Source organism: Nocardioides limicola (genome assembly GCF_016827675.1).
In the GTDB taxonomy this organism is placed as follows: Bacteria; Actinomycetota; Actinomycetes; order Propionibacteriales; family Nocardioidaceae; genus Nocardioides; species Nocardioides limicola.
The window spans coordinates 264,637-290,940 of sequence record NZ_JAERJA010000002.1; the positions used below are offsets into that span (position 1 = coordinate 264,637).

Genomic DNA, 26,304 nt, shown 5'->3' on the forward strand with positions numbered 1-26,304 from the left:
GGGCGGACCTGCGGGGTGGGGCGGACCTGCGGGGCGGGAGGCCCTGCCGGTCAGGGCGCCAGGTCGAACCAGTCGGTGAAGCCGGTCGGGTCGTGGCGCCCCAGCGCCGCATGCTCGAACAGGCCCCACCCCTGCATCCCGTCCGCACCCGCACCGTGCAGGACCGCCCGGCCGACGTGATCGATCACGCCGAACATGGTCCGTCCGTTGACCGCCGGGTCGCTGAGGTCGTAGTCGACGCGTTCGGTGAAGCCGGCACCGCGCCACACGCCGTGGTTCCAGTCCGGGTCGCCGCCGTAGCCGCCGCCGATGTGCAGGGCCACCCCCAGCTCCGAGGTCACCTCGATCACCAGCGTCTCCCCCGCGGGGGTGCTGCAGGTGACGGTGGCCCCGGTGGGTTCACGCGTGCCGGGGGCATAGGTGATCTGGACCCGGGGCCAGCCCAACTGCTCGACGCGACCGTCGGGCCAGACCCGGGTGCAGTCGTTGAGGGTGCGGTACCCCTCCGGGGTCTCCTGGATGATGATCACCACCGCGAAGTCGTCGAAGCGCAGCGGCAGGTAGAGCCACCACATCCCGTCGAAGGGCGGGTCGTGGGGCTTGCCCGCGGGCACCGCCTCACCGACCGGCCGGATCCCCCAGGAGCGGTCCCGGGTGCCGACCCAGACGTCCGGAGTGACCTCCAACTCCTCACCGTCGATCAACACCGTTCCCGCCCACGTGCCCACCTGGGCGAACCGCTGGGCGTCCAAGGTGGTGCCGGAACCCTGCCGCATCACGTGCCGCTGCTCCTGGACCGGCGGGAACGAGCCCTCCCAGGTCAGGTCGACGGCGATCCCCTCGGTCTCCTCCACCACCAGCCTGAGCCGCCGCAGCGGCTCCAGCACCTCGATCGAGTAGTTCCCGACCTGCTGCTCCATCCGGTCCGCTCCGCGTGGGTCCAGGGCGTCGCCGAAGTGCAACGCCGTCTGGACATCGCCGCGGCGCACCAGCAGGTAGGCGTCCTTGGTGCCGAGGTTGGGGTAGACGCCGTACCCGGTGATCAGGAAGAGGTCGCCGGTGCGGTCGTGGGCGTTGAGGTAGCAGCGGTCGTAGAAGTTCCGGTCGCTCGACTCCGGCCAGGCCACCGGTCGAGGCGACTGGTGGATGGGGTACTCGTCGAGCGGGCCGATGCCGGCGTACTCGCGCATCAGGCGCCCACCTCGGCGAGCAGCTCCTCGAGCAGCGCTCGGTGGTGGAAGACCTGCTCCACATCGTCGGGGCGCTCCATCTCGCCGAAGTGGATCTGTCGAGCGCTGGTGCGCAGGAAGACACAGCCCCACTGCACCGCCGAGTGCAGTTGGTGCCAGGTCAGGTCCCCGACCGGGGTCCCGGTGAGCTCGGTGTAACTGCCGGCGACGTCCTCGGCGCGCAGGAAGTCGGGCATCCCGGGCAGCCCCATCATCTCGGCGATGCCTTGGAAGACCCGGTGCGCGAAGACCATCCACCCCAGGTCCATCTCGCGGGGGCCCAGGGTGGCCATCTCCCAGTCGAGGACCGCGACCGGGGTGAAGTCGCGATAGATGGCGTTGCCGATCCGCGCGTCACCCCAGCAGAGCACCGGGTCGCCGGTGGCGGCGGGCAGGTGCTCCTCCAGCCAGGTCAGGCCGCGCTCCACCAGTGGGGAGGGCGCCAAGCCGCGGGCGCCGTACTCGTACCAGTCCCGGGTCTTGGCCAGATTCCTGGCCAGCAGCGTGTCGCCCTGATGTCCCGCGACGGCGGGGTCGAGGAAGTCGAAGAGGCGTGCAGCATCGGGGATGGCGTGCAGGTCGCCGATCACCCCGACGCTGCGCCGCTGCAAGGCCGCCCGGTCCTCGGCGGACGCGTCGAAGAGCCAGTTGTCGCCGAAGGTGTAGGGCAGCACATCGGGGGGAACCTCCCCGTCGACCCGGTCCATCAGAAAGAACGGGGTGCCGAGCACGTCGCCGGTCTCCTCCAGCCAGCGCACCGCGGGCACCGGCACGCCGCTGTGCTCCGCGGCCAACTGCATCACCCGGTACTGGTCGCCGAGGCGGTACGACGGGAAGACGGGCAGGTCGTCGGCGGCCGGGGCGACCCGGGCGACGTACTCCTCGCTGACCCTGGCCCCGTCGACGGTGCGGGTGACCGCGAGCAGGACCGTCTCGCTGGACATGCCGTTGCTGTCGACGCCCGCGTGCAGGGTGACCTCCGGGTCCTGGCCGGCCGGCAGCACGCCTTCCAGCCAGGAGGTGAGGCGGGAGCGGACGGCGTCCGCGTCCCGACTGGAGCGTTGCAGGGTCATGTCAGCCGGCGGGGGTGCCTGGTTCACGTCGTTCCTCCTGGGGTCGATGCCGCGACGCATGTGACTCGAATCACAGCACATCCACTGTGGTGGAACGTGTTCTATTTGTCAATACCAACTTTATTCGGCGAGACGGGACACCCGCAACCCGCACCCGAGATCCGCGGCCACCGCCCGCAGCCGTGCCTCGGTGATCGCCGAGACCGTCTCGAACCCCGCCAGCCGGGCCGGCGAACCCTCCCTGGTCGGCTCCGGGGAGTTGATGCACACGCAGTGTCGTCCCCCACCGTCGGCCGCATTCAGTTGCGCCACCGCATGACCGGTGCTGCCAGAACCGGCGAAGAAGTCCAGCACCGTCGCGTCGGCGGGGTAGGTGGCCACGATCCGACGGAGCAGTCCGGTCGGCTTCGGTGACTCGAAGACCTTCCCGATCAGCGACCGGACCTCGGCGACACCCACATCGGTGGACCCCACCTCGGCGGCCGTCCAGATCGTCGGCAACTTCTTGCGACGCCCCTCGTGCAGCCAGTCCCGCTGCGCGATGTCGACCCGCTCACCGAGTCGGCCGTTGACCCGGCGGCAGACCAGGTCCTCGCCACGGCTCTCCACCAACGGGCGCGACCATCGCCACACGGCCGGAGTGCCGTCGCCGAACACCGGCCACACCGGCACCGCGCCGGCGAACTCGTTCACCGCCACCCGTCCGGTGACCGGGTCGCCATGGAGTGGATAGTGCAGGGTCGGCACCGTGTCGGGGTTGAACTTCTTGTTCGTGTTGCGCAGCGGCAGGTGCCGGTACCGCCGGCCACTCGCCTCGTCGTACAACGGGAAGTCGGCCGGGTCCACCGACTCGGTGGTGGTCGGGTCGAGGGCACACCGGCCGATCTCGCGGGCATGCACCAGCAGGTGCTCGTGACTGGTCGCGAACCACGGCCCCAACTGCCGCCCCTTGGGGTTCAGGTTGACCGCGATCGACCCGATGAAGTTCTGCTCGCCGAACACCTTGTCCAGCAGCAGGCGCAGCCTGGCCACCTCGTTGTCGTCGATCGAGCAGAAGATCGCGCCGGTGGGCTTGAGCAGTCGCCGCGCCTCGACCAGTCGCGGTCGCATCATCGCCAGCCAGGCCTGGTGGCCGAGCCGGTCGGCGTAGGCGAACTTGTTGCCCGTGTTGTACGGCGGGTCGATATAGATCAGGTCCACCGACGCCGACTCCAGCAACCGCATCGCGGCCAGATTGTCCCCGTCGATCAGGTGCAGGGTGGCCCGGTCAGCGTCGATCGAGGAACGGTCGTCCTCGCGCAGTCGCTCAGCCACGTCGGGAAACCTATCCGACCGGGCGAGGCTGACGCTCGATGAAATGTGAGACACGGTGACACACACGAGATCAGCGTTCGCTAGGGTGAGCGCGGCGGGACCTAGGTCCCACTCAGACCGTAGTCCCCAGGGGTTCAGGAGTTCCCATGCGCGTTGCCCGACGCACGTCCCAACTTGCCCTCATGGTGATGCTGGGGAGCGTGCTGGCCTTCATGGTCCCCGCCACCCAGGCCAGCGACAGCTACCAGCCCGGCGTACGCGCCTCGCTGACCGTCGAGGCACGCTCCCCGATCCGGGTCGGCTCCTCCTCCCCCGCCGTCGCCCGAGTCTCCAGCGACACCCAGGCCCTCGACGGCGACACCCGGGACGGCCAACTCCAGTTCGCTCTGGCCAGCAGCGGCACCGCGCCGCAGGGCGTCATCCACTTCGAGATCGCGGGCGAGGTCATCGACTCGGTGCGCACCAATCGCAACGGGGTAGCCAGAACCACCGTGCCGGCGCGGGTGCTGCCCAAGGGCACGCACACCCTCAAGGCGACCTACGTGCCCGACGCCGGCTCCGGCTATCTCACCGCCACCGCCCGCACCCAGATCGAGGTCCGTGACTCCGCGGTCGGACCCGGCACCGAGGATGGCCCGAAGGCCGGACAGACCCCCAGCGGCGGTCTGCTCCCGAACACCGGCGGCTTCTGGTGGTGGCTGCTGCTCGCCGCAGCGGTCGCCCTCGGCACCGGTTACTACCTGGTACGACGCGCTCGGGAGGCCGAACCAGCCTGATCGGGCCGCCCCGCACGCCACCTGCCACCTGAACTCGGGGGACTTTTGTCCCACCGAGATCGGCGTGTTTCCCCCCGTGACCTGTCCGGTCAGCGCTCGTTGGGCGTAGTATCGGCCGCAGATCCGGGCCTAGACAGGGGTTTTGAAGATGCGCACTGGTTCCATACGCCTCGCAGCGATGCTGGCGATCGCCCTCGCGGCGCTCATCGCCGTCCCAGCCGCGGCCAGCAGCTACCAGCCGTCAGCACGCACCAGCCTGCAGTTGCAGGCGGGCGACCTCTGCTTCGTCAGCGAAGCGACGTTCCGGGCCACCGTCAACAGCGACGCCGCCACCCAGTCACCCGAGGGTCGGGTCACCTTCTCCCTCAACGGTCAGGTGCTCGCCAGTTCGTCGGTGAACGCGAACGGCGTCGCCCGGCTCGCCGTACCCAACCGCGACATCCCGCGTGGCGACAACCAGGTCGAAGCCGTCTTCGAGCCGGCCGCGGGCTCCAACTTCACCTCCTCGAGCGCCCGGTCGTCGTTCACCAAGGACGCGCCCAACTGCGCCGACGTCGGTGGCCCCAAGACCGATGAGACCAAGGGCGGCACCTCGCCGATCGGCGGCCTGCTCCCGAACACCGGCGGCTTCTGGTGGTGGCTGCTGCTGCTCGCGGCGATCGCTCTGGGCGTCGGCTACTACCTGGTCCGCAAGGCGCGGGACCGCGAGGTCGAGCACGTCTGAGCCCCAGCGGCACGCCTCGACGGGCCGGTGCTGGCCACGCGCAGCCGTGCGTTCACTCGCAGCCGTGCCGCTCCACATGCCCGACGCCGGATGACCAGGCTCCGGGCGTGGTCCGCAGCCTCGGCGCCCCGGTCTGCGGGACGTCCATCGTCCAGCCGAGGGTGACCTGTTGGCCCGGCTCCACGATCAGCGTGCGAGCCACCACGGGTCGACCCTCGTGCTCGAGTTCTGCGGGGGCGCCACGATCGCCGTCCAGTAGCGGGTCGGAGATCGTGGACCCGGGAGGCCCGTAGGCGTTGATCGACAGCAGCACGCTGCCCTCGGGGGCATTCGGCACCGGAGCTCCCAGCAGGAGCGCCGGGAACAGGTGCACCTGATCAGCGGGGACCGCCGAGGAGATGTGGGTCTGCACCTGCAACTGCTGGCCGCCGCCGCGGCAGGAGATCCGGGTGACGTCGGTGCGCGAGGTCAGGTAGTAGTCGAGCTTGGTCCCGGTGTTGTCGATGAGGTAGACGCCCACCTCGGGACGGTTCGGATCTCCGGACGCGAACGAGCCAGCCACCATGTTGGGCAGGATCCTCGCCTGCTCGTCCGCATCGGCCAGCCACACGTAGCCGCGGCCCTCCCGGGCTCCTTGGTAGAGGCCGCGCAGCGCCTCGCCGGCGTCACCGACACCCTGGGTCAGGTCCTCGAAGATCCGCCGGGCCGACTCCTCGAAGAACAGGTCCTGCTCCAACTGGGTGTTGTAGTCCAGGTACGTCTCGTTGAGCAGCACGGGAACCGCGGTCTCCGCGGTCGCCACCTTGCCGTCGGGAAGCGCCACCGCGCCGGTGCCACGCAGCACGTGGGCGAGCGCCACCGGGTCCACCGAGAAGATGCCGTCCACCGGTCGCCCGGCGCTGCGGTCCCACATCGCGGCGAGGAGCTCCGCACTGCGTGACCAGTCGGGGGTCAGATTCACGTTCTGCACGAACCGGCCGAGCTTGTCACCGAAGAGCGCGTCCTCCTCCTCGGTCTGCGGTAGCACGGGTTCGTCGAGGCCGCCGCCGAAGTGCTGGCCGGCCCCCTGCTCGCGCATCTTGAAGGCGCCCTTGTTGATGTCGATCACCGCGAACGCACCGGGGATGCCTCCGGTGCTGCGGAACTCGGCGTTGTTCTGGAAGGCCACCAGATAGGTGCGCCGGCCCTCGGCGCCCAGCATCGCCGGCGTGATCTCGAGGACCCCGGCAGCGAAGTCGGTCTCGTGCTGCAACCGGGCCACCTGGGTGGACGCCTCCAACACACCGGGACGCAGCAGCGGCATCACCCGTCGAGCGTTGACCTTGGCGGCCAGGTCGGCGTGCACCTCACTGACCCGATCCGCGACCGAGCGCATGTGCGGCGCTGCCTGATGGAACGGGGCCAGGTCGACGCGGCCGTCGACCGGCCGGATGCGTTCGGGGTCCAGGATCACCCGTAGTTCGAAGAGTTCGTCGGCCACTGGCCCGGTCAACTCCCGGGTGGCCTTGGCGACGGTGCGGACCGCCTGTACGTCACTGCCGACCAGTGGCAATCGCCCGGCCACCCACAGGTGCGGACCCTCGGCGATCCAGCGTGATCGGGTGGCAGCGCGCCGGGCCAGCGAGGTCGCCTCGCGAGCTCCGGTGACATCCCCGTGGCTGAGGTGCGTCTGGGCGTCAGTGACCCGCCAGGCCGCCACCTGAAGTTGCCAGGAGGCCAGCCCGATCTGTAGCGCCCCCAGCGCGATCACGCCGAGGGCGATGCCCCCGGCGATCTTCAGGCGGCGTTCGGTCTGCCGCCGACGCCACCGCTTGCTGCGACGGCGGACCCGTCGGAACTCGATCTCTTCGTCCGGCACCCGCTCAGGGTAGCGGGCCGAAGGTCCCACCGAGGCCGTTCACCGGCCTGTGAACGTGGGCTTCTCCCCGGCCACGAACGCACGCACTCCTTCAGCGAAGTCAGCGCTGCCGTAGGCAGCGATCAGCAGCTCCTCGTCACCGCTGACGGCGTCGAGGATCGTGGCGCGGCGACGCAGCTGTGCCTTGGTGGTGGCCAGGGTGAGCGGGGCGGCCCGTCGGATCCCCGTCGTGATCCGCTCGACAGCGGCCTCCAGCCCCGCTCGGTCCGCGACCACTTCGGCGAGCGCGCCGACGGCGTACGCTCGGTCCGCGTCGACGAGCCGGGAGGCGAGCAGCATCTCCTTGGTGAGCGACTCCCCGAAGGTCTCCACGCATCGGTGCAGCACCGGCGCCGCCAGCGCGTTGCCGAGGGTGCGGGCGATCGGATACCCGAAGCGCGAACCGGTGGTGGCCACTCGGATGTCGCAGTAGGTGGCCACCGCGAGTCCGCCGCCCACGCAGGCACCGTCGATGGCGGCGATGGTGACCTGGTCGAGCTCGGCCAGACCACGCATCACCTCCCGGATGCCGGCTTCGTAGCCGACGCCTTCCTCCCCCGTCGACATCTGCGTGAACGCGGAGATCTCGTTGCCGGCGGAGAACGCCTTCCCGCCGGCACCGGTGATCACCACCGCGCGGGTGTCGCGGTCTCCGGTGAGCGAGGCGGCGACCTCGGCCAGCGCGGCGTAGATCCCCGACGTCATCGCGTTCATCCGCTCGGGGCGATTGAGGGTTACCGTGAGCACGCCGGGGGTGCGGGTCAACAGCAGTTGCCCGTCGGCCATGCTGATGGTGGCTGGAGTGGCGTTGGCTGGGCTGGACTGCTCGCTCTGATCGGACACGATCGCTGATGCTAGCCCGGGTGCAAGGATGGATGGGTGCGACCTCTGACCACGACCGGTCTGCTGCGTCCTTGGCTGGAGCAGCAGCGTCGGGAACTCGGCGAGGCACTCCCCCAGGTGGCGGTGCCTCGGCAGGTCCACGTCGCACGGGTCCGGATCCGACGGCTGCGCAGCGTGGTCTCGGCGTACCGGGTCTATCTGCCCGACGAGGTCGTCGACCTGGGCCCGGGGTGGCAGCGGCTGGCCCGTGGCCTGTCGCCGTTGCGCGATGTCGACGTGATCGCCGAGTTGCTCCGACAGCGTGGGATCGACGAGTACGCCGACCACCTGCACCGCGAGCGTGAGCGCAGGCTGGCCGAGGCACGCGGCGCGGTGACGCACCGTCGTACCCGGCGGTTGCTGGACGCCTGGGACGCAGCGGTCACCGGTCCTGACTGGCCTGCTGGCGGCTGGGCCGTCGAGGCGGCCGAGAAGGTGACCGCCCGGGAGCGGGCCCGGCTGGCGAAGCGAGCCGACTCGGACCCTCATGACCTGCGCAAGGCCGCCAAGCGGGCCCGGTACGCCGCCGAGGTGGTGGCCGACATCTACGAGCCGGCAGCCGCACTCGCCGCCTCGGCGCAGCGGATCCAGGCGCGGGTCGGCGCCAGGCTGGATGCGCGGATGCTGGAGGCGTGGCTGGCGGACAAGGGCTGAGGCGCCGATGCGCCGTCAGACCACGTGAGTGTCCGGTCCGGGCCAGGTGAGGCCCTCATGGCCGTCGTCCCAGCGGACCACGAAGGGCGGCCCTCCGTTCTCACCACGGACCTCGATCACTTCCCCTTCGCGGCGTGCGTCACCGACGTGCTTGCCCTCGGTCACGACGCGGTCTCCGACGTTCGCGCGCATCTCGACCACCTCCACCTCCTGTGTACCGTGCCGACGCCCCGTTGTCGAGGGGGTGGAAGGGGCTGGATCACTGACGGCGGGCGAGCGCGATGATCCCCAGCAACAGGCCGAGCAGGATCACGAATCCGACCACCACGACTGCGGCGACCAGGAGTGAGGTGGACATGGGGGCTCCGATCAGTGGTTGGGATTGTCGGAGTGGTCTCCGGACCATGGTTCCAGGCCACTCAACTCCAGCAGGTGGGAACGCCCACCGGCCGAGTCCATCTGTTGCTCGGCGCGAGCGATCACCGAGCGGGTGGGCAGCACCAGGGTGGCCAGGATGACCAGCGAGATGGCCGCGCCGACGACGTAGGTGAGCAGCGACCCTTCATCGACCAGGAACGCCAGCACCAGGGCGACCAGAGCGACCATCTCGGCGGTCGCCATCTTGAGGATGGTGTTGGCCTGGAAGGGGCCGAAGGCGTTGGTCTGGGATCGGGGGGCGGTCGGGTCGAGCCGGGGCAGTTGGGTGTTCATCGCGTAGGTGATGAGGGCGGCGCTGACACCCATCACCACCACGACGGGCAGCACCCACACCGGGGGCATCGCCCACGGGTCGACCGAGCCGAGCGCGACGTAGACGACGGCTCCGAGGACGACGACGGTGCCCATCACCGCACTGACGATCACCTGCAGGGTTCGAAACGCCTGAGTCATGCCACCAGCAAAGCACACGACCAGTTGTGTTCCACAGCCTCGACGCCGGCGCCCTGCTGTGGATGAACTCGGTTGGGTGGAGGTGACTGCCGCAAGGCTGGTGGCATGGAGACACCACTCATTCACACCCAGTCCGATGTCGAGCAGTTGTGGCGGACGCTGATGCAGCCACTCGGGTTCGCGCAACACGCCCTGTGGGCCTGCATGGTGGAGGCCGACGGTCACGCGGTGCCGCACCTGTTGGAGGTCGACGACCTGCCACCGGTCTTCACCGACGCCGACGCCGACCAACTCATCGACTTCCTCGAGCACGTGCTGCGCGAGTTCTTCCCCGGCGGGAGCGTGGCGCTGTTGTTGACCCGGCCAGGTGCCGGGCCGCCCGCTCCTCGGGACCGGGAGACGGCCGCCGCCGTGTACGCCGCGGCGCAGCGGCAGGGAGTCAGCCTGGAGGTGATCCACCTGGCGAACGACACCGATATCGCGCCGGTGCCGATGGACGAGGCGGCTTGAGCGTGGTCCGAGATCAGATCCCGAAGTAGCGGCCGGGGCGGTGGTTGAGTGCGAGCACCAGGTTCAACAGTGCCGCGCCGAGCGCGGAGAGCAGCACCATTGACGGGGTGACGACCGCGAAGGCAGCGAGCACCACGGCCACGTCGAGGGACATCTGCACGTAGCCGGCCCGCCAGCCGAGGCGTTCCTGGGCGAGCAACGCGATGATGTTGAAGCCACCGACGCTGGAGCCGTGCCGGAAGAGGATCAGCAGGCCGATGCCGATCAACAGGTTGCCCAGCAGGATCGCGTATGTCGGCTGAATCCCCGACGCGTCGAGAAGTCGCGGGTGCACCGCCGACAGGGCCCCGACGAGCAGCACTGCGATCAGGCTCTGGGCGGTGAAACGCCAGCCCTTGCGCGCCAGGGCGAGGGCGAAGAAGGGCAGGTTGATGGCCACGAAGGCTAAACCGAACGCGAGCCCGGTCCAGTAGGAGATCAACAGGGCGAGTCCCGCCGTGCCCCCGGTGACGGCCTCCACGGAGCTGAGCAGGTGCACCCCGAAGGAGACCACCACGGTGCCACTGGCCATGGCGAAGAGGTCATCGACCCAGGAGTGCGGCGGCGAGGCCTGCAGGACGTCATTCACGGTGGTCAGTGTCGCGCACTTCTCACCGGTTCGGAGGATCGCCGACTCGATTGACGGGGTGCCTGCCGGTCGTACCCGAGATGAACGACCGGCAGACTTGGCGCCGCCATCGTGAGTTCTACCCAGCCCTGGTGAGTTGAAACCTGATGAATGGCAGAAATTTCAGTGGGTCCGGGCGGCGGTCCGTCGTCGTAGCCGTGGCAGGCTGGAGGTATGACCGAACTCAACGTCCTCGGCGGCAGTTTGGAACCGTGCGGCACCGACCCGATGACCGGCTTCTACCGCACCGGCGTGTGCACGTGCGGGCCTGACGACGTCGGCGTACATGCGGTGTGTGTGGTGATGACCGAGGAGTTCCTGGCACACCAGATCGCCGTCGGCAACGACCTGTCGACGCCGCGACCGGAGTGGCAGTTCCCCGGCCTGACGCCAGGCGATCGCTGGTGCGTGGTGGCGGCGCGATGGCTGCAGGCCTATCAGGACGGCGCGGCGGCACCGGTGGTGCTGGCGAGCACCAACGTCAGAGCTCTTGAGGTGATCCCGGTCGAAGCGCTGCGTGAGCATGCGGTGGATGTGCCGGATGACCCCGGCACCCTGGTATGAAGCCAAGCACTTGAATGTGACTGGAATGAAGGTAGAACCTTAAGGACGCGGGGTTGTGTCACCCTGTCACACTCTCGAAGTGAACACCAGTCGCACTTATCGCGGGGTCGGACAGGACCAGCGGGTTGCGGCGCGCCGGTCGCGGCTGATCGATGCCGGGATCACGGTGCTCGGCTCGCGAGGCTTTCGGGGTGCCACGATCGGCGCGGTGGCCACCGAGGCGGGGCTGACCAAACGCTACTTCTATGAGTCCTTCGAGACGCTCGAGGATCTGCTGGCCGAGGTCTATACGACGGTGGTCGAGGACCTGCGCTCTCACCTGTCCGACGCGGTGACCACCCAATCGAACGCCGTGGACAAGCTGCTCGTCCAACTCGACGCCTATCTCGCGTGGTCCGAGAAGTACCCGGAACGAGCGCGGATCCAGTTGGTGGAGATCCGCGGGGTCAGCCCCCGCGTGGATCAGATCACCCGGAAGTGGAACCGGCAGTTCATCTCCGATGCTGCCGACCTGTTCGAACTCGAAGCCGGGGCACTGACCCCAGGGCAGCGCACCTTCCTGGGCGCCTTCTTGGTGGGCGGTGGCTTGAAGCTCAGCGGGCTGTGGCTGGCTGATCCGGATCGTCCTGCTCGTGACGAGTTGATCGCCGATGCGCGGATGGTGTTGTCCCAGGTGCTGCCGAGGATGTTGCAGCAGATCTGACGCCGGTGGCGGGCAACGCCCTGTCCAGGGCAGCCATGATGCCGATCAGCACCAGCCCACCGAGCAGGATCGCGACGATGTTGATGGCGACGCCCGAGTAGCCGTGGGCGGCCACGTCGATGAATGGGTAGGGGTACCACTGGGTCGCCGCGCCGCGGAGCAGGGTGTAGCCCGTCCAGATGATCGGCCAGAGCATGGCCAGCGCGATCGTGCGCCGGTCGACGCGGGGTCGTGGCCCGAAGATGAGCCACCCGACCAGGGTCATCACCGGCACGACATAGTGGAAGCCAGCGTTGCTCCACACCTGCATCCAGCCGACGGGGGTGTGGATGGCGGCCAGGATCGTCGCGTAGACGATGCCGGTCACGGTGATCCCGAAGACCGCGGCCACGCGCACCGGGCGCCACAAGGGTCCGTCGCGATCCGGGTTGACCACTAGGGTTGCTGCGACGATCCCACAGAGGATGTTGCTCTGGATGGTGAAGAAGCTGAACACCCGGACGATGCGCTCGGCGAGCGGGGCTCCGGCGAGCAGACCCACCTCGTGTCCCGGCGGCTGACTGGGCGCCTCGACGGCGATGATGATCTGGATCACCAGCGAGCCGAGGACGATCAGCGCGATGACGGCATGCCAGAGCCGAGACAGTGTGGTCACGCTCGGCAGCCTGACAGATCGAGGTGCGGCCGTCGAGCCTTTCGTCAGCCGTGTGGGTCGACCAGCACCGCGGCAGCCTCCCGAGTCGCCAACTCGATCGGCACCCCCGGCACCGTCAACGACTCCGGAATCTCCTGCCACCCACCACCATCAACCCGGAACCGCCCCACATACGTCGTATCCACCCGCGGCCGAAACACCTGCCCCGCCCACCGATACACATGACTCACCGACCCCACCGGCAACGGAGCACCCGGCGACGACGTCGTCACCACCCGATGCCGCTCCTCCCACACCGACTTCCCCTCCGTGAACCGCCACGTCCACGACACCGGCGACGCCTCCACCTCCACCTCCACCCCGAACAACACCACCACCTGACGACTCGGCTCCGTATTCGTCGTATAGAAGTTCGTCTCCAACTGCACCAACGTCCACCCACGATCCGGCTCCACAAACAGCTCCGCCGCCGGCCACTCCAACCGCTCAAACGCCCGCTGCACCACCCCCGGCGTCACCGTCCCAATCTCAGCAAGATCCGTCTCGCCCAGACACGCCTGGCTGTGCCACGTCCAGGGGATCGCGTCACCTGCATCCTTGGGCCTCCACCAGAGGTTAAAGAGATGACCCTCCCTGGCCCCCGAACACCGTCGAAGCCTCGTGCACGCCTCCTGCCACGAGGTGGAGGGCTCATGAGCGCAGCTCGGAGTCCACGTCCAATCCCGCTCTGCGGTCGTCTGCGCAATCGTCGCGTTGGCGGCATCGGCCGACGTCACTACCTGTGCGTGGGCCTCGTCCAGGGTCGCCCCAGCACCGGACTCGGCCGCGTGTCCAGAGGGCACAGACAAGGCCATCGAAAGGGCCACGCCGCATCCCAATACGCCAGCGAGCCTCACGGCACGTATGTCCCGTAGTCAAGAATCTTCCATGTGTCGTTTGCCGGCCTGATCCGTACGAACCCAGTGAACTGGCCGCCCTCCAGGTGCTCAATCTCGGCATCGCGAGACTTCTTGTACTCAGTCGGCGTCGCTTCGACGAGGTATCGGTACTCCCGAACACGCCCCACGCGACCGACATACTCAAAGTCGCTCAGGCTGACCCCGTCGGTCTTGATGTAGCCACCCTGCTCGTAGAACTCCTCCACGGAACTAGCCAAACCCTCGCACGAATCACAGTCGTCCCATAGCAAGCGGAAGGAGGTCGTGATCCCGGTGTTCTGCATCTCCGTGGAGACTTCACGCCATCGGCGGATGAAGTCCTCGGGGTCTTCCCGCTCCACCGGCTCCGCAGTCGGCTCGGGCTCCGGGTCCGGAGCAGGGGTCGGCGCGACGGTCGGCTCCGGAGCAGGACCCGGGTCGTCGCCGGTACACGCGGACAGGGCACCGGCCATCGCCACAACAACGGCAGCGACGACAGCGGTGCGACGTCGAAGAATCACGAGGGGACCTCCCGAGCAAGGCAACCAGATCAGGAGGCAGGCTACCCAGCCACCCCGGACAGGGGGAAGCCCTTGTGGTTCTCCCTGTGGACAAAGGGCCACCCGCTGAGCCCGCCCGCTGGTTCAGGTGCGGCGGTGGTACCTGACGCTCCCTTCGGAGAGCAGGGTGTGGTCGTAGCCGGACCCCGAAGCCCACACCCCCGACCGGCCACAACCCCCCTCCCGGGTGGCCACAACCCCCCTCTCGGGCGGCCACAACCCCCACCTCGCGCGGCCACAAACCCCACTTCGTCGGGGGTGGGTCAGGGGGTGGGGAGGAGATCGGTGGGGGTGGACTCGGGGGTGGGGGTTGTGTGGGTGGGGGTGGTCGCGCGGTCACGGAGTCGGATGGCCATCACGGCCGCGACCAGGCAGCCCAGGATGGTCACCGCTACCACCCACCGGAAGTCGACGACGACGATCACGGTGGCTCCGGCCAGGGTGAGCAGGGATTGCGGAAGGTTCATCATCAGTTGGCCGGCCGCGGCCGTACGCCCCTGCAGTCCGGCCGGAGTGGCGATCTGTCGCTCGGTCGCCCAAGCCACCACCGCACTGACCACGCCGTAGCCAACCAGCGCCATGCCGGCCACGATCAGCGGTAGCCACGGCAGCAGCAGCGGCACCAGGCCCAGCGTCAACAGGCCCAGGCCGAAGGCCGTGGTCCGGACCCGCCCGAACCTGTTCATCAACCGGGGGGCGGTCGCACCGGCGGCAAGGCCAAAGATGCCCTGCAGCACGATCAGCGGGCCGAGGAAGGCAGTGGGGACCCCGTGCGCATCCAGGACGGCGAAGACGATCCCATTGAGCAGTCCGGTGATGGCCATCGCGATCACCACCGCACGAGTCAGCCCAGCGAGCGGCTGCGTGGTCAACAGGTGCCGGAACCCGGCCGTCAACTGCCGCACCAGCGGCTCCCCGTCATCGACCCGACGGGACTCGGTCAGTCTGACCCTCGACAGCAACAGTGCAGCGACCGCGAAGCCGAGCATGGCCACCAGCACGACCGGCACGATGCCGACCACGACGTAGGCAGCCGCCCCCACGATCGGGAGAACGATCCGACACACCTGGTCGATCATCGACAGACGCGCATTGGCATGCCCCAGCGCGGAGTCGGGCAGCAGGTCGCGCAGCAGTCCCGACTGGGCGGCACCGGTGGCGTAGTTGATGGCCGAGTAGGCGACCGTGACCACGTAGACGACCCAGACCTGGGCAGCGTCGGTCACCACCAGCAGCGGCGTGAGTGCCAGCGCTCCCACGGCGTACGTCGTGACCAGCATCCGGCGCCGGGAGACCCGGTCGGCAACCCGGCCCAGGACCGGCGAAGCCAAGGCCGGAAGGCCGAGCGCGGCGAAGGTGATGCCCCCGGCGGTGGCCGAACCGGTCAGATCGGTGACCCAGACCGCCAGCAGTAGCATCAACAGCGAGTCGGCGATATTGGTCGCCCACCAGGAGGCCAGCAGCAGGCGGAAGGCGGGGGTGCGGAGCTCGGCAGGCTTGCTCATGACTCGATGTCCGCCCACGCGCTGGCGAACAGGTTGACCGGCCGCGACCCGGGAGGTCGCTTGGCGGGATCCTCCCACCGCCCCTGAAGGTGCTCGGTGAGCTTCTCGAGACCACGGGAGAGCTCATCGAGCTCCTCCCTGGTGGCCCAGACCCGGGAGCTGGTCTGAGTGGAGGCCAGCAGCCACTCGGGGTCGTCGCCGTCGACGTGAGCCATCCAGTCGCGGATCCGGTCGAAGACCCGCGTCACCCACAGGTCCCCGAAGGCCTGTGCGGCAGGCAGCGCCCCGGGCACCTCCAGGTCGGGACGCACCGAGAAGTGGCGTACGGCGCGCCAGGGGCGCTCCTTGCCGCTCGCGGTGTCCACACGCTCCACGAAGCCGTACTTCGCCAACTGGCGCAGGTGATAGGAGCAACTCGCCACCGACTCCCCGGTCAGCTCGGCGCAGCGGGTGGCGGTCAGGTCCCCCTCATCGCCCATCAGTTCCAGGATCTGCAGTCGCAGCGGGTGCGTGAGGGCACGCATCTGCTCCGGAGTGGAGGCGGTGGGAGAGGCCTGCGAGACATCGTCGGGAGTTGCCATGAGGACGACTCTAACTTGCTAAAGGTTCCTTGCGCAAGATCTCTTTAGCATTGATCGCACACCAGGGCCCCGAGGTCAGGTCAGACCAGCCCCCATGTTCGCCATTCCCGTGCGTTCCGCATGCGCGAGGCCAGTTTCAGGGTGCCCAATGCACGGGAAGGGCGAACGTGGAATAACCCCCCGGGGGGATATGCTAGGGTTCATACCACTAACCCCCTGGGGGGATACGAAGGGAGTCGTAGGATGCCTGAAGAGCAGATCGACCAGGTGGCCACCGCCGTGGCCCGCGGAGCAGCCGTCATCGACGTCCGCGAACCATCCGAGTTCGCCCAGGTGCACGCCGCCGGCGCCGTCAACATCCCGATGGGCCAACTGGCCGCCCGGACCGGCGAGCTCGACATGAGCCGCCCCGTCTACGTGATCTGCGCATCCGGCAACCGCAGTGCCGCGATGACCGACCTCCTGCGCGGGCGCGGCTTCGACGCGATCAACGTCGCCGGAGGCACCGCGGCCTGGCTGCGCGCCGGCCACCCGGTCCGGACGGGCGTGACCCGATGACCGGCCTGACGATCCTGGCGATCGACACCCCCACCCTGGGCGACCGCAGCTACCTGGTCCACGACGGCGAGGTCGCCTTCGTCGTCGACCCGCAGCGCGACATCGACCGGGTCCTGGACCTGCTCGACACGCACGGAGTCCGCCTCACCCACGTCTTCGAGACCCACATCCACAACGACTACGTGACCGGTGGCTTCGCGCTCGCCCGGGCCACTGGGGCGGCGTACCTGATCAACGCCGCGGACGAGGTCACCTTCGAGCGCACCCCGATCGGCGACGGCACCGTGATCAGGGTGAGTGACTCGATGACGGTGACCGCGCTGGCCACCCCCGGGCACACGTTCACGCACCTGTCCTACGCGCTCACCGACGGCTCCGGCGACCAGGTCGGCGTCTTCACCGGCGGATCGCTGCTGTACGGCGCGACCGGCCGCCCCGACCTACTCGGGCCTGACCACACCCACGACCTGGTCCGGCACCAGCACGCGTCGGCGCACCGTCTGGCCGACCTGCTCCCCGACCACGCCGAGGTCTTCCCCACCCACGGTTTCGGTTCGTTCTGCTCCGCCACCCAGTCCGAGGCCAGCGAGTCGACGATCGGTGACGAGCGCAAGCACAACCCGGTGCTGACCCAGGACGAGGAGACCTACGTGCGGGAGCTGCTCGCCGGATTGAGCAACTGGCCCGCCTACTACGTACACATGGCTCCGGCGAACGCGCGCGGACCCGAAGCACCCGACCTCACTCCCCCAGCCGAAGCCGACCCGGCAGAGCTGCGCCGGAGGATCGACACCGGTGAATGGGTGGTCGACCTGCGCAGCCGGACCGCGTTCGCGGCCGGACACGCGCCAGGCACCTTGAACTTCGGCCTGGACGGCAGCTTCGCGACCTACCTCGGCTGGCTGATCCCGTGGGGGACACCGCTGACACTGCTCGGCGAGACCGCCGAGGACGTGGCCGAAGCGCAGCGAGAACTGGTCCGGATCGGTATCGACCGGCCCGCAGCGCAGGCCACCGGCAAGCCGGAGGACTGGACGACCGGTCCGGTGGCCTCGTTCCCCACGGCCACGTTCGCCGACCTGGCCCAGGTGCGCCACCACCGCGACGTGGTGATCCTCGACGTCCGTCGCGGCGACGAGCACCAGGCTGCGGCGATCGACGGCGCGGTGAACATCCCCCTGCACGAACTCCTGCCTCGCCTCGACGAGGTGCCGACCGGCGAGGTGTGGGTGCACTGCGCGGGCGGCTACCGGGCGGCGGTGGCGGCGTCGATGCTGAGCGCCCGCGGCCGTGACCTGGTCGCCGTCGACGACTCCTTCGACAACGCCGCGAAGGTCGGCCTGGCACTGGTCCAGGTGTGAGGTGGAGTTCGCCATCGCTGCGGCCGCCGGGCTGCTGATCGGCCTGTCCCTGGGCGTGCTCGGCGGCGGCGGATCGATCCTGGCCGTGCCGGTGCTGGTCTATCTGCTGGACCAGTCCCCCGCCCAGGCCACCACCGGCGCCCTGGTGGTCGTCGGCACTGCCGCACTGATCGGCGCGGTGGCCGCGCACCGGGTCGGACATGTGAAGCTCGGCCGCGGCGTCGCCTTCGGCCTGGTGGCTGTCGGCGGCGCGGTCGTCGGCGCCAAGGCCTCGGCACTGGTCAGCGGCGAGGTGCTGATGGCCTCGTTCGCGGCGCTGATGCTTCTGGTCGGCACGCTGATGGCGTGGCGGGTATGGCGACACGGCCGCAGCGCCACGTCCTACCCGGCCGCTCTGGAGGAGCCGATCATCAGCTTCCGGCCCACCTTCGCCTGCCAGTGTCCACGGGCGCTGAAGGTGCTGGTGGCAGCGACCGCGGTCGGGCTGCTCACCGGCTTCCTCGGGGTGGGCGGCGGCTTCCTTGTCGTCCCCGCACTGCTGATGGCGCTGGCATTGCCGATGCGGTACGCCGCAGGCACCGCGCTGGTGGTCATCGCCATCACCAGTACGTCGGCCCTCGCCGTGCGCACCGGCGTGGGCGTGGCCCCCGACTGGGGTCCGGTGCTGGTGCTGGCCGCGGCTGCCGCGGTGGCCGCCCTGGTCGGCGCCCGCCTGGTCCGGCGTCTCGACGCGCACCTGGTCGCCGCCACCTTCACGGTGATGGTGCTTGCCGTCGCGGTCTTCACCGCTGTCCAAGCCTTCCCCGAACTGATCTGACACCCCAACGAAAGGACCACCACCATGTGTCGACCCACCCGCTGCCGCAACTGCGGCAAGACCACCTGGGCCGGCTGCGGCCAGCACGTCGCCCAGGTCAAGGCGCGAGTCCCCGCCGGCCAGTGGTGCCCCGGGCACCCGAACGAGCCGAGTGGCCCCGGGTTCCTGGCGCGACTGTTGGGTCGCTGACGCCAGGGGCAGGGCCCCACCCCGCCACGGGAGTGGTCGGCACGCTCTAGGGTGGCCGGTGACGCGTTGCCAACGGATGCTGAGGGGTGGTCCCCGTGCCGGACGGTGTGCTCCTCGCCGTGGCGACGTTCCTGCTGCTCAACGTGCTCGTCGGGCTGGCACGGGTGCTCGCCGGCCCCTCGACCCGGCATCGCCTGCTCGGCGTGATCCTGCTCGGCACCACCGGCACGGCCCTGCTCGCGGTCCTCGCTGAAGCGACCGATGTCGCCGCGTTGCGGGACACGGCTCTGGCTCTGGTGGCGCTGGCGGCACTGGTGGTGGTCGTCCGGGTGCGGGCCGAGGAGCGGGGCCAGTGATCCTTACCGTCGTCACCGTCATCCTCGCGGTGGCCGGCTGCTTCTTCTTCGCCGCCGGCACCGTCGGACTGCTCCGGTTCCCCGACCTGCACAGCCGACTGCACGCGGTGACCAAGGCCGACAACCTGGGACTGGGTCTGGTGCTGGCCGCGTTGGCGCTCCAGGCCGACTCACCTGCCACGGCCCTCAAGCTCGGCCTGATCTGGGCGCTGGCCCTGCTCGCCTCCGCGACCAGCAGCCACCTGTTGGCCTCCGGGGCGGGCGACCAGGGAGGAGGGCGATGAGCGCGGCGCCGGTGACCATACTCGACGCGCTCCTCGTCGGCGGCCTGCTCGCCGCCGCCGGCCTGACGCTCTTCGTGCCACGCAGGAGCACCGCGGTGGTGATGTTCCTGGTGTTCGGCGTGCTGCTCGCCATCGCATGGACCCGCCTCGGTGCGCCGGACGTCGCGCTGGCCGAGGCTGCGATCGGTGCCGGTGTGACCTCGGCGCTACTGATCGACGCCGTCTACGAACGGTCCCGCCGCCCCGAGCGCGCCACCGGTCACCACCGTCAGGTGCTGGCCGTCGTCGGTGCTGTCCTGGCTGCGGTGCTGGCGGTCGGGCTGGCCCTGGTGCTGGTCGACATCGGGCCCTTCACGTCCCCGGGTCCGGGTGCGGCCGACCTGGTGGCTGACCGCCTCGATGAGTCCGGAGTGAGTCATCCGGTCACCGCCGTCCTGCTGAACTTCCGCAGCTACGACACTCTGCTGGAGATCGCGGTCCTGCTGGTGGCCGTCCTGGCCGCCCTCGCCCTGCAACCCGACGCGACCCTGCGTGGGGTGCCCGCGCCGACCAGGACGCCGGACCTGCTCGGTCTGCTGGTGCGGGTGCTCGCCCCGGTGCTGGTCGTGGTCGCCGGATGGCTGCTGGTGGCCGGCTCGGTCGCCCCGGGCGGCGCCTTCCAGGCCGGGGCCGTGCTCGCCGGCGGACTGCTCCTGATGCGCCTCGGGGGTTGGCCGGGCGCCGTGCCGGCCTCGGACTTGCTGCGTCCCACGCTCGCCGTCGGGCTCACCGGCTTCCTGACCCTGGCCTATCTGACCGCTGCCCTGGGCGCCGGCTGGCTCGACCTCGGGGCGGCCTGGGCGGGCGAGGCGATCCTCGCACTCGAGGCGCTGCTGACCGTCAGCATCGCCATGACTCTGGCGGCGCTGTTCGTCGCCAATCAGGACCCGCCGACGCCACCGGTGGGCGTCTCGAGCCCGGAGCGGACCCGATGACCCGCGAGGAGCTGTTCCTGGCCGTCGGCGCCGGACTGGCCGTGCTCGGCGCGGCCCGGCTGCTGCTCACCCGCGACCTGCTGACCCGGGTGCTGGCTCTGAACGTGGCCAGTGGCGGGGTGCTGATGATCCTCGTCGCGCTGGCGCTGCGCGGCGGTGGACCCGATGGTCCCGACCCGGTGCTGCACGCGCTGGTGCTGACCGGCATCGTGATCACCGTCAGTGTCACCGGCTTCGCGATCGGCCTGGTCCGGCGCATCGAGGGCGACCTGACGGAGGGGGGTCGCCGGTGAACGACACCCTCGGCGCCCTGGTGCTCCTGCCTCTCGGCGGGGCCGTTCTCGCAGCCCTACTTCCCCGTCATGGCCCGTGGGTCGGGATCGTCACGGCTGCGGCAACGCTGGCACTCGCGCTCACCACCGCGGCCGCGGTGTACCGATCCGGTCCTCGTCATCTGGAGCTCGCCGGGTGGGGCGCGCCCCTCGGTATCGACCTGCGTGCCGACGGTCTGAGCGCGGCGATGCTGGCCCTGACCGCGGTCGTCGGGGTCGCGACCACCGTGTACGCCACGGGCTCCGACGCCGCATCCGGGCGGCCGCTCTTCTGGCCGTTGTGGCTCGCCCTGTGGTCCGGCCTCAACGCGGTCTACGTCTCCGGAGACCTGTTCAACACCTATGTCGCATTGGAACTGGTCGGCCTCAGCGCGGTGGCGCTGGTGGCGCTCGGCGGCCGTGACGCCTACCCACCGGCGCTGCGCTACCTGTTCGTCGCCGTGCTGGGCTCGCTGGCCTACCTGCTGGGGGTCGCCCTCGTGTACGCCGAGGCGGGGACCCTCGACATCGTCGAGGCGGGCGAGCGGCTCGACGGCGCGACGACCGCCGTGACAGCACTGACGGCGACGGCCCTGGCCGTGATGGCCCTGGGCCTGGCGCTGAAGACGGCTCTGTTCCCCCTGCACGCGTGGTTGCCCCAGGCGCACGCCGCGGCCCCGTCGGCGGTGAGCGCCATCCTGTCCGCGCTGGTGGTGAAGGCGTCCCTCTTCGTTCTGGTCCGCGTCTGGTTCGTGGTGTTCGGTGGGGCCGCCACTCCTGGCGCCGCGCAACTGCTGGGCATCCTCGGCACCGTGGCCGTGGTCTGGGGAGCCGTGCTTGCGCTGCGCCAGCCGCGACTCAAACCGATCGTGGCCTACTCGACGGTCGCCCAGGTCGGCTACCTGTTCCTGCTGTTCCCGCTGGCCACCCCCGGTCTCGGTGAGGCCGCCGGCACCACCGCGGCGCAGGCGGCCTACGCCGGCTGGACCGGGGCGCTCGGTCTCGCCCTGGCGCATGGGCTGGCCAAGGCGGCGATGTTCATGGCTGCCGGGACGTTGGCGCTGGCTCACGGCAGCGACCGGTTGACCGACCTCCGCGGCGCGGCGACCCGGATGCCGATGAGCACCCTGACGTTCGGACTGGCCGGGGCGAGCCTTGCCGGCCTCCCGCCGACGTTCGGGTTCGTCGGCAAGTGGCAACTGCTCCAAGCCAGCCTGATCAGCGGGCAGTGGTGGTGGCTGCCGGTGCTGCTCGTCGGCGGCCTGCTCACCGCGGCGTACACGGTCCGGGTGCTGGGCGCGACCGTGAACCCACCGGACGCGGAGCTGGCGCCGCTGGCGCCGGTGCCCCGCCGGATGGAGTGGGCCGCCCTGTCGATGGCCGCCCTCGCGGTGATGCTCGGGGTCTCCTCGTCCGGGTTGCTGGGGCTCCTCGGGGTCGGTGCGCCGGTCGGGGGTGGGCCATGAACCTCACCGACCTGCCCGGCCTGAACTACGTGCCCGTGCTGCTGCTGATGACCTCCCTGGTCCCCGGCGTGCTGATCTTCTTCCTACGCGACGAGCAGGTCCGCCTCCGGACGGTGCTCAACGTGAGCGGAGCCGTGGCCAAGGTCGGCCTGGTCGTCGTCCTGGTGCCGCCCATCGTGGCCGGACGGAGCCTGGAGTGGCGCTCCCCGTTCCTGCCCGGGATCGACCTGGTGCTGCGCGTCGAACAGCTCTCGCTGCTGTTCCTCGGACTGTCCGCGCTGCTGTGGCTGGCCACCACCGTCTATGCGATCGGCTACCTGGAGGGCTCGCCCGGCCGCAGCCGCTTCTTCGGCTTCTTCAGCCTGTGCGTCACCGCCACGGTCGGCATCGCACTCGCCGGCAACCTGGTCACCTTCGTGATCTTCTACGAGTTCCTCACCCTCGCGACGTTCCCGTTGGTCGCCCACCGCGGCACTCCCCAGGCCATTGCCGGGGCCCGCACCTACCTCGTCTACACCCTCAGCGGGGGCATCGTGCTGCTGGCCGGGGTCGCCTGGCTCACTCACCTGGTCGGACCCGTCGAGTTCACCGCCGGCGGCGCCCAGCAACTGGCACACCTCGCGACCACCGAGCCACGGCTGGCCCAGGCGGTCTTCGTGCTCCTCATCGCGGGCCTGGCCGTGAAGGCCGCGCTGATCCCGGTCCACGGGTGGCTGCCGCGCGCCATGGTCGCGCCGGCTCCGGTCAGTGCGCTGCTGCACGCGGTGGCCGTGGTCAAGGCCGGGGTGTTCGGCATCGTCCGGGTCGTCCACCACACCTACGGCGTGGAGGTGGCCGACACTCTCGGGGTGCTGCTGCCGCTCGCGGTACTGGCGGCCGCCACCATCATCTTCGGGTCCACGCTCGCTCTCTTCCAGGACGACCTCAAGCGGCGGCTCGCCTACTCCACCGTCAGTCAGGTCTCCTACGTGACGCTTGGTATCGCGGTGGTCGGCGTGGTGTCGACCACCGGCGGCATCGTCCACCTCGTCCACCAGGGCCTCATGAAGATCACCCTCTTCTTCTGTGCCGGACTCTTCGCCGAGACTCTCGGGCTGCACAAGGTCAGCGAACTGCGCGGCGTGGGCCGGCGGATGCCCGTCACCGCCGCCGCCTTCACCGTCGGCGCGCTGGGCATGATCGGGCTGCCACCGGTGGCTGGATTCGTCTCCAAGTGGCAGCTCGGCCTCGGCGGGATCGAGGCAGGTCACCCCTGGATCGTCGCGGTCCTGCTGACCAGCAGCCTCCTCAACGCGGCGTACTTCCTGCCGATCGTCTACCGGCTCTGGTTCCTGGACCCGGGCGAGTCTCCGCCGTGGGAAGGCGTCCGAACCACCGCACGTCGTCTGGAGGCTCCGCCGTCGCTGCTGCTCCCGGCCGTGGCCGCCGCACTGTTCGCCCTCCTCGCCGGGCTGCTCGCGGAGATGCCCTACTCACCCCTGGAGGTCGCCAGGAAGATCGCGGAGAGGAGCTATCTGGGACTGTGAGCACGCTGTGGGCCGTCTCCTTCCTCACCCCCGTCGCGACCGTGTTCGCACTGGGGCTGGTCGGCCTCGCCCCTGACCCGGCGACGGAGCGGTGGCGACGTCGGCTGGTCCTGCTCGCCCCGGCGACGGTCCTCCCCGCCCTCGCGCTGGCCTTCGCCGGACCTGCCGCGGGGGCCGTCCAGATCCCGTGGCTGCTGCTCGGCACGATGCTCGAGGTCGACCCCGTCGGCCGACCGCTGCTGCTGGTCGCCGCGATCCTGTACGGCGTCGCGGCGGTGGCGGTCGCGACCGTCGGCACCGCGCGTGCCCCTGCGTTGATGTCGTTCCTGCTGGTCTCCTTCGTGGGCAACATCGGCCTGTTGGTGGCCGCCGACGCGGTGACCTTCTATCTGGCGTTCGCGGTGATGAGCTTCGCCGGCTTCGGGCTGGTGGTCCACGAGCGGACCGACTTCGCGCGCCGGGCAGGCCGGATCTACCTCGTGCTCGCCGTGATCAGCGAGACGTTCATCCTCGGCGGCCTGATCCTGGTCGCGGCCGCGGGTGGCCGGGTGCTGGCCGACGCCCCGGCTGCGGTCGCCGCGTCGGAGTCGACCGGGTTGATCGTCGCCGTACTGCTGGTCGGGTTCGGGGTGAAGGCCGGCACGGTGCCGTTGCACGTGTGGCTGCCGCTGGCGCATCCGGCCGCGCCACCGGCTGCCAGCGCGGTGCTCTCCGGCTGCATGATCAAGGCCGGGATCGTCGGCTGGATCCGGTTCCTCCCCCTCGGCGAGGAGGCCCAGCCCGGGTGGGGGTTGCTCCTGGTCGTGCTCGCCCTGCTCGGCGCCTTCCTCGCGGTGCCGGCCGGTGTCCTCCAGGGCGACGCGAAGGTGGCGCTCGCCTACAGCAGCATCAGCCAGATGGGCTTCTTGGCCGCCCTGGTGGGGGTAGCGCTCGCGGCCCCCGAACTGGCCGACGCCGCGATCGTGGCCGCTGTCCTCTATGCGGCCCACCATGGCCTGGCCAAGGGGGCGCTCTTCCTCGGCATCCCGCTGTGGCGGCGCTACGGCTCCGGGGTGATCCGCTGGTGGATCGTCGGAGCCCTGCTCGGCGCCGCCCTGGCCGTGGCCGGTGCACCGTTCAGCAGCGGCTCGGTGGCGAAGTACGCCGCCAAGGGGGCGGTCGGGGAGGCGAGCCTGCTGGGTGTCGACCTGGTGAGCCTGCTGCCGCTGGTGGCCACCGGCTCGACCATCCTGCTGGCCCGGTTCGCCTTCCTGCTGCTGAGCGGGCCACGGCAACAGCCGCACCGCGTGGACGCCCCGCTGGTCTCCTGGTCGGTGCTCGTGGTGGCCGGCATCAGCCTCACCTGGATCCTCGCGGGCGAATGGTTCCCGGTCACCACGGTCCCCGATCTGGAGCCGGTGACACTGTGGGATGCGAGTTGGCCGATCCTGCTCGGGGTCGCGATCTCGGCCGTCGCCTGGTGGCTCTCCCACCACGAAAGGCTGCCGGGGTGGGCCGCACACCCGGATGGACGGTTCCTGCCTCCTGGAGACCTCGTGGTCCCCGAGGAGGCGCTCATCCTCCGGGTCCGGTGGGCGCTTGAACGAGGCGCCGCTCGTGGCTTCGCTGTGCGGTCTGCTCTGATCGACATCCTCGCTGCGGGCGTACGACGACTCGGCGCGACGGGATCGGTGCTCAGGGGTGCCGAGCAGCAGCTCCGGGTCTGGGAGGTCTCCGGGGTGGTCACTCTCGGCCTGCTGCTGGTGCTGCTCGGGGCGGGGGTGGTCCGATGACGGCGTACCTGAGCGCCGGCCTGTGCCGGGCCCTCGCGCTGGGCGTGTGTTGGTGGGCGGTGAGCGAGGGGGAGACGTACGGCTGGCCCTACGGCGTGGTGGTGGTCGTGCTGGCCACGGCGTTGAGCCTGCGGCTGAGCCCGCCGAGCTCCGGTGGGGTCCGGCCGCGGCGGCTGGCTGCTCGCACCGGCGCGCTGCTGGGCCTGATCGGCTGGTTCCTGGCCCGGTCCTTCGCAGGTGGTGTCGTGGTCGCCGGTCAGGCGCTGTCTCCCCGGCTGCCGCTCGATCCCGGTCTGGTCCGTCACCAGCTGGCGATCCCACCGGGAACCGCGCGCAGTGTGGTGGTGGGGATGATCAGCCTGATGCCCGGCACCCTGTCCGCCGAACTCGACGGCGACGTTCTGCAGGTGCACGCCCTCGACGTGAGCGCCGACGTCCGCAGCCAGGTCGCCGAGCTCGAGGACCGCGTGGGTCGGGTCAGTGGATGGGCGCGCGGCTGATAGCTGGGATGCAGGGTGGTTCGGTGGTCGAGTGTCGGCGAGGAACAGGCACGACACTCGACCACCGAACTGGCACGACACTCGACCA

General features: G+C 70.0%; 31 protein-coding genes. 18 read left to right on the top strand and 13 right to left on the bottom strand.

Annotated features, from left to right (window positions below):
• Positions 1-50 precede the first annotated feature (50 nt).
• The 3 genes from JKG67_RS05170 to JKG67_RS05180 all read right to left on the bottom strand — a co-directional run bounded on the left by JKG67_RS05170 (position 51) and on the right by JKG67_RS05180 (position 3,616).
• A complete protein-coding gene (locus JKG67_RS05170) occupies positions 51-1,190 on the bottom strand; it encodes an Rv3169 family protein (RefSeq protein WP_203336201.1) in 1,140 nt (379 codons plus the stop codon).
• Positions 1,190-2,329, bottom strand: coding sequence for a phosphotransferase family protein (locus JKG67_RS05175; RefSeq protein WP_203336202.1), 1,140 nt, complete (start codon positions 2,327-2,329; stop codon positions 1,190-1,192). The genes JKG67_RS05170 and JKG67_RS05175 overlap by 1 nt, the downstream gene beginning before the upstream one ends.
• A 93-nt stretch (positions 2,330-2,422) precedes the next feature.
• A complete protein-coding gene (locus JKG67_RS05180; RefSeq protein ID WP_307816442.1) occupies positions 2,423-3,616 on the bottom strand; it encodes a site-specific DNA-methyltransferase in 1,194 nt (397 codons plus the stop codon).
• A 146-nt stretch (positions 3,617-3,762) separates the two neighbouring features.
• Here JKG67_RS05180 and JKG67_RS05185 point away from each other — a divergent pair, with 146 nt between their 5' ends.
• Together JKG67_RS05185 and JKG67_RS05190 are read left to right on the top strand one after the other, a co-directional pair.
• Positions 3,763-4,392, top strand: a complete 630-nt coding sequence (locus tag JKG67_RS05185) for an Ig-like domain-containing protein (protein ID WP_203336203.1) — start codon at positions 3,763-3,765, stop codon at positions 4,390-4,392.
• 148 nt (positions 4,393-4,540) lie between these two features.
• A complete protein-coding gene (locus tag JKG67_RS05190; RefSeq protein ID WP_203336204.1) occupies positions 4,541-5,116 on the top strand; it encodes an Ig-like domain repeat protein in 576 nt (191 codons plus the stop codon).
• A gap of 52 nt (positions 5,117-5,168) precedes the next feature.
• Here the strand turns inward: JKG67_RS05190 and JKG67_RS19025 are convergent, their stop codons facing one another.
• Positions 5,169-6,974 carry a DUF4012 domain-containing protein gene (locus tag JKG67_RS19025; RefSeq protein WP_203336205.1) on the bottom strand — a complete coding sequence of 602 codons (1,806 nt, stop codon included), beginning with the start codon at positions 6,972-6,974 and terminating at the stop codon, positions 5,169-5,171.
• A 39-nt stretch (positions 6,975-7,013) separates the two neighbouring features.
• The gene (locus JKG67_RS05200; protein WP_307816443.1) at positions 7,014-7,856 is read right to left on the bottom strand and encodes an enoyl-CoA hydratase-related protein; all 843 of its coding nucleotides are present in this window, start codon (positions 7,854-7,856) and stop codon (positions 7,014-7,016) included.
• A 36-nt stretch (positions 7,857-7,892) separates the two neighbouring features.
• Here JKG67_RS05200 and JKG67_RS05205 point away from each other — a divergent pair, with 36 nt between their 5' ends.
• Positions 7,893-8,549 (top strand): CHAD domain-containing protein, encoded by a 657-nt coding sequence (locus JKG67_RS05205; RefSeq protein WP_203336206.1) that lies wholly within the window; start codon positions 7,893-7,895, stop codon positions 8,547-8,549.
• A gap of 15 nt (positions 8,550-8,564) precedes the next feature.
• On the opposite strand, the gene JKG67_RS05210 is transcribed toward JKG67_RS05205, so the two are convergent.
• Together JKG67_RS05210 and JKG67_RS05215 are read right to left on the bottom strand one after the other, a co-directional pair.
• Positions 8,565-8,741: a DUF1918 domain-containing protein gene (locus JKG67_RS05210; protein WP_203336207.1), complete on the bottom strand. Its 177-nt coding sequence runs from the start codon at positions 8,739-8,741 to the stop codon at positions 8,565-8,567.
• Between the two features lie 177 nt (positions 8,742-8,918).
• Positions 8,919-9,440 (bottom strand): hypothetical protein, encoded by a 522-nt coding sequence (locus tag JKG67_RS05215; protein ID WP_203336208.1) that lies wholly within the window; start codon positions 9,438-9,440, stop codon positions 8,919-8,921.
• A 105-nt stretch (positions 9,441-9,545) separates the two neighbouring features.
• Between JKG67_RS05215 and JKG67_RS05220 the strand changes: the two genes are divergently transcribed.
• Positions 9,546-9,950 (top strand): hypothetical protein, encoded by a 405-nt coding sequence (locus JKG67_RS05220; RefSeq protein WP_203336209.1) that lies wholly within the window; start codon positions 9,546-9,548, stop codon positions 9,948-9,950.
• Positions 9,951-9,963: 13 nt separating this feature from the next.
• On the opposite strand, the gene JKG67_RS05225 is transcribed toward JKG67_RS05220, so the two are convergent.
• Positions 9,964-10,578: a DUF6198 family protein gene (locus JKG67_RS05225; protein ID WP_307816444.1), complete on the bottom strand. Its 615-nt coding sequence runs from the start codon at positions 10,576-10,578 to the stop codon at positions 9,964-9,966.
• 213 nt (positions 10,579-10,791) lie between these two features.
• Here JKG67_RS05225 and JKG67_RS05230 point away from each other — a divergent pair, with 213 nt between their 5' ends.
• Together JKG67_RS05230 and JKG67_RS05235 are read left to right on the top strand one after the other, a co-directional pair.
• Positions 10,792-11,181: a DUF2237 family protein gene (locus JKG67_RS05230; RefSeq protein ID WP_203336210.1), complete on the top strand. Its 390-nt coding sequence runs from the start codon at positions 10,792-10,794 to the stop codon at positions 11,179-11,181.
• A 79-nt stretch (positions 11,182-11,260) separates the two neighbouring features.
• Positions 11,261-11,884 (top strand): TetR/AcrR family transcriptional regulator, encoded by a 624-nt coding sequence (locus JKG67_RS05235; protein WP_203336211.1) that lies wholly within the window; start codon positions 11,261-11,263, stop codon positions 11,882-11,884.
• Here JKG67_RS05235 and JKG67_RS05240 read toward each other — a convergent pair.
• The 5 genes from JKG67_RS05240 to JKG67_RS05260 all read right to left on the bottom strand — a co-directional run bounded on the left by JKG67_RS05240 (position 11,775) and on the right by JKG67_RS05260 (position 16,102).
• The gene (locus JKG67_RS05240) at positions 11,775-12,539 is read right to left on the bottom strand and encodes a Pr6Pr family membrane protein (RefSeq protein ID WP_203336212.1); all 765 of its coding nucleotides are present in this window, start codon (positions 12,537-12,539) and stop codon (positions 11,775-11,777) included. The two genes, JKG67_RS05235 and JKG67_RS05240, sit on opposite strands and share 110 nt — an antisense overlap.
• Before the next feature lie 44 nt (positions 12,540-12,583).
• Positions 12,584-13,405 carry a hypothetical protein gene (locus JKG67_RS05245; RefSeq protein ID WP_203336213.1) on the bottom strand — a complete coding sequence of 274 codons (822 nt, stop codon included), beginning with the start codon at positions 13,403-13,405 and terminating at the stop codon, positions 12,584-12,586.
• Between the two features lie 26 nt (positions 13,406-13,431).
• Positions 13,432-13,977 carry a hypothetical protein gene (locus tag JKG67_RS05250; RefSeq protein WP_203336214.1) on the bottom strand — a complete coding sequence of 182 codons (546 nt, stop codon included), beginning with the start codon at positions 13,975-13,977 and terminating at the stop codon, positions 13,432-13,434.
• A 302-nt stretch (positions 13,978-14,279) separates the two neighbouring features.
• A complete protein-coding gene (locus JKG67_RS05255; RefSeq protein ID WP_203336215.1) occupies positions 14,280-15,521 on the bottom strand; it encodes an MFS transporter in 1,242 nt (413 codons plus the stop codon).
• Entirely contained in the window at positions 15,518-16,102 is a 585-nt protein-coding gene (locus JKG67_RS05260; protein WP_203336216.1) for a winged helix-turn-helix domain-containing protein, read from the bottom strand. The genes JKG67_RS05255 and JKG67_RS05260 overlap by 4 nt, the downstream gene beginning before the upstream one ends.
• A 243-nt stretch (positions 16,103-16,345) precedes the next feature.
• Between JKG67_RS05260 and JKG67_RS05265 the strand changes: the two genes are divergently transcribed.
• From JKG67_RS05265 to JKG67_RS05320, 12 genes are all read left to right on the top strand, one after another.
• Positions 16,346-16,660 carry a rhodanese-like domain-containing protein gene (locus JKG67_RS05265; RefSeq protein ID WP_203336217.1) on the top strand — a complete coding sequence of 105 codons (315 nt, stop codon included), beginning with the start codon at positions 16,346-16,348 and terminating at the stop codon, positions 16,658-16,660.
• On the top strand, positions 16,657-18,021 hold the full coding sequence (locus tag JKG67_RS05270) for an MBL fold metallo-hydrolase (protein WP_203336218.1): 1,365 nt from the start codon (positions 16,657-16,659) through the stop codon (positions 18,019-18,021). The genes JKG67_RS05265 and JKG67_RS05270 overlap by 4 nt, the downstream gene beginning before the upstream one ends.
• 1 nt (position 18,022) lies before the next feature.
• The gene (locus JKG67_RS05275) at positions 18,023-18,838 is read left to right on the top strand and encodes a sulfite exporter TauE/SafE family protein (RefSeq protein WP_203336219.1); all 816 of its coding nucleotides are present in this window, start codon (positions 18,023-18,025) and stop codon (positions 18,836-18,838) included.
• A gap of 24 nt (positions 18,839-18,862) precedes the next feature.
• On the top strand, positions 18,863-19,027 hold the full coding sequence (locus JKG67_RS05280; RefSeq protein WP_203336220.1) for a DUF8730 family Cys-rich protein: 165 nt from the start codon (positions 18,863-18,865) through the stop codon (positions 19,025-19,027).
• Between the two features lie 86 nt (positions 19,028-19,113).
• Complete coding sequence (locus JKG67_RS05285) at positions 19,114-19,383, top strand: hypothetical protein (RefSeq protein ID WP_203336221.1); 270 nt, start codon at positions 19,114-19,116, stop codon at positions 19,381-19,383.
• Positions 19,380-19,667: a cation:proton antiporter gene (locus JKG67_RS05290; protein ID WP_203336222.1), complete on the top strand. Its 288-nt coding sequence runs from the start codon at positions 19,380-19,382 to the stop codon at positions 19,665-19,667. The genes JKG67_RS05285 and JKG67_RS05290 overlap by 4 nt, the downstream gene beginning before the upstream one ends.
• Positions 19,664-20,641, top strand: a complete 978-nt coding sequence (locus tag JKG67_RS05295) for a hydrogenase subunit MbhD domain-containing protein (RefSeq protein WP_203336223.1) — start codon at positions 19,664-19,666, stop codon at positions 20,639-20,641. The genes JKG67_RS05290 and JKG67_RS05295 overlap by 4 nt, the downstream gene beginning before the upstream one ends.
• Positions 20,638-20,934: an NADH-quinone oxidoreductase subunit K gene (locus tag JKG67_RS05300; RefSeq protein ID WP_203336224.1), complete on the top strand. Its 297-nt coding sequence runs from the start codon at positions 20,638-20,640 to the stop codon at positions 20,932-20,934. The genes JKG67_RS05295 and JKG67_RS05300 overlap by 4 nt, the downstream gene beginning before the upstream one ends.
• Complete coding sequence (locus JKG67_RS05305; protein ID WP_203336225.1) at positions 20,931-22,418, top strand: complex I subunit 5 family protein; 1,488 nt, start codon at positions 20,931-20,933, stop codon at positions 22,416-22,418. Before JKG67_RS05300 ends, JKG67_RS05305 begins: the two co-directional genes overlap by 4 nt.
• On the top strand, positions 22,415-23,944 hold the full coding sequence (locus JKG67_RS05310; RefSeq protein WP_203336226.1) for a complex I subunit 5 family protein: 1,530 nt from the start codon (positions 22,415-22,417) through the stop codon (positions 23,942-23,944). Before JKG67_RS05305 ends, JKG67_RS05310 begins: the two co-directional genes overlap by 4 nt.
• Positions 23,941-25,716: a proton-conducting transporter transmembrane domain-containing protein gene (locus tag JKG67_RS05315; RefSeq protein WP_203336227.1), complete on the top strand. Its 1,776-nt coding sequence runs from the start codon at positions 23,941-23,943 to the stop codon at positions 25,714-25,716. The genes JKG67_RS05310 and JKG67_RS05315 overlap by 4 nt, the downstream gene beginning before the upstream one ends.
• Complete coding sequence (locus JKG67_RS05320) at positions 25,713-26,216, top strand: Na+/H+ antiporter subunit E (RefSeq protein WP_203336228.1); 504 nt, start codon at positions 25,713-25,715, stop codon at positions 26,214-26,216. Before JKG67_RS05315 ends, JKG67_RS05320 begins: the two co-directional genes overlap by 4 nt.
• The last annotated feature ends 88 nt before the right edge of the window (positions 26,217-26,304 follow it).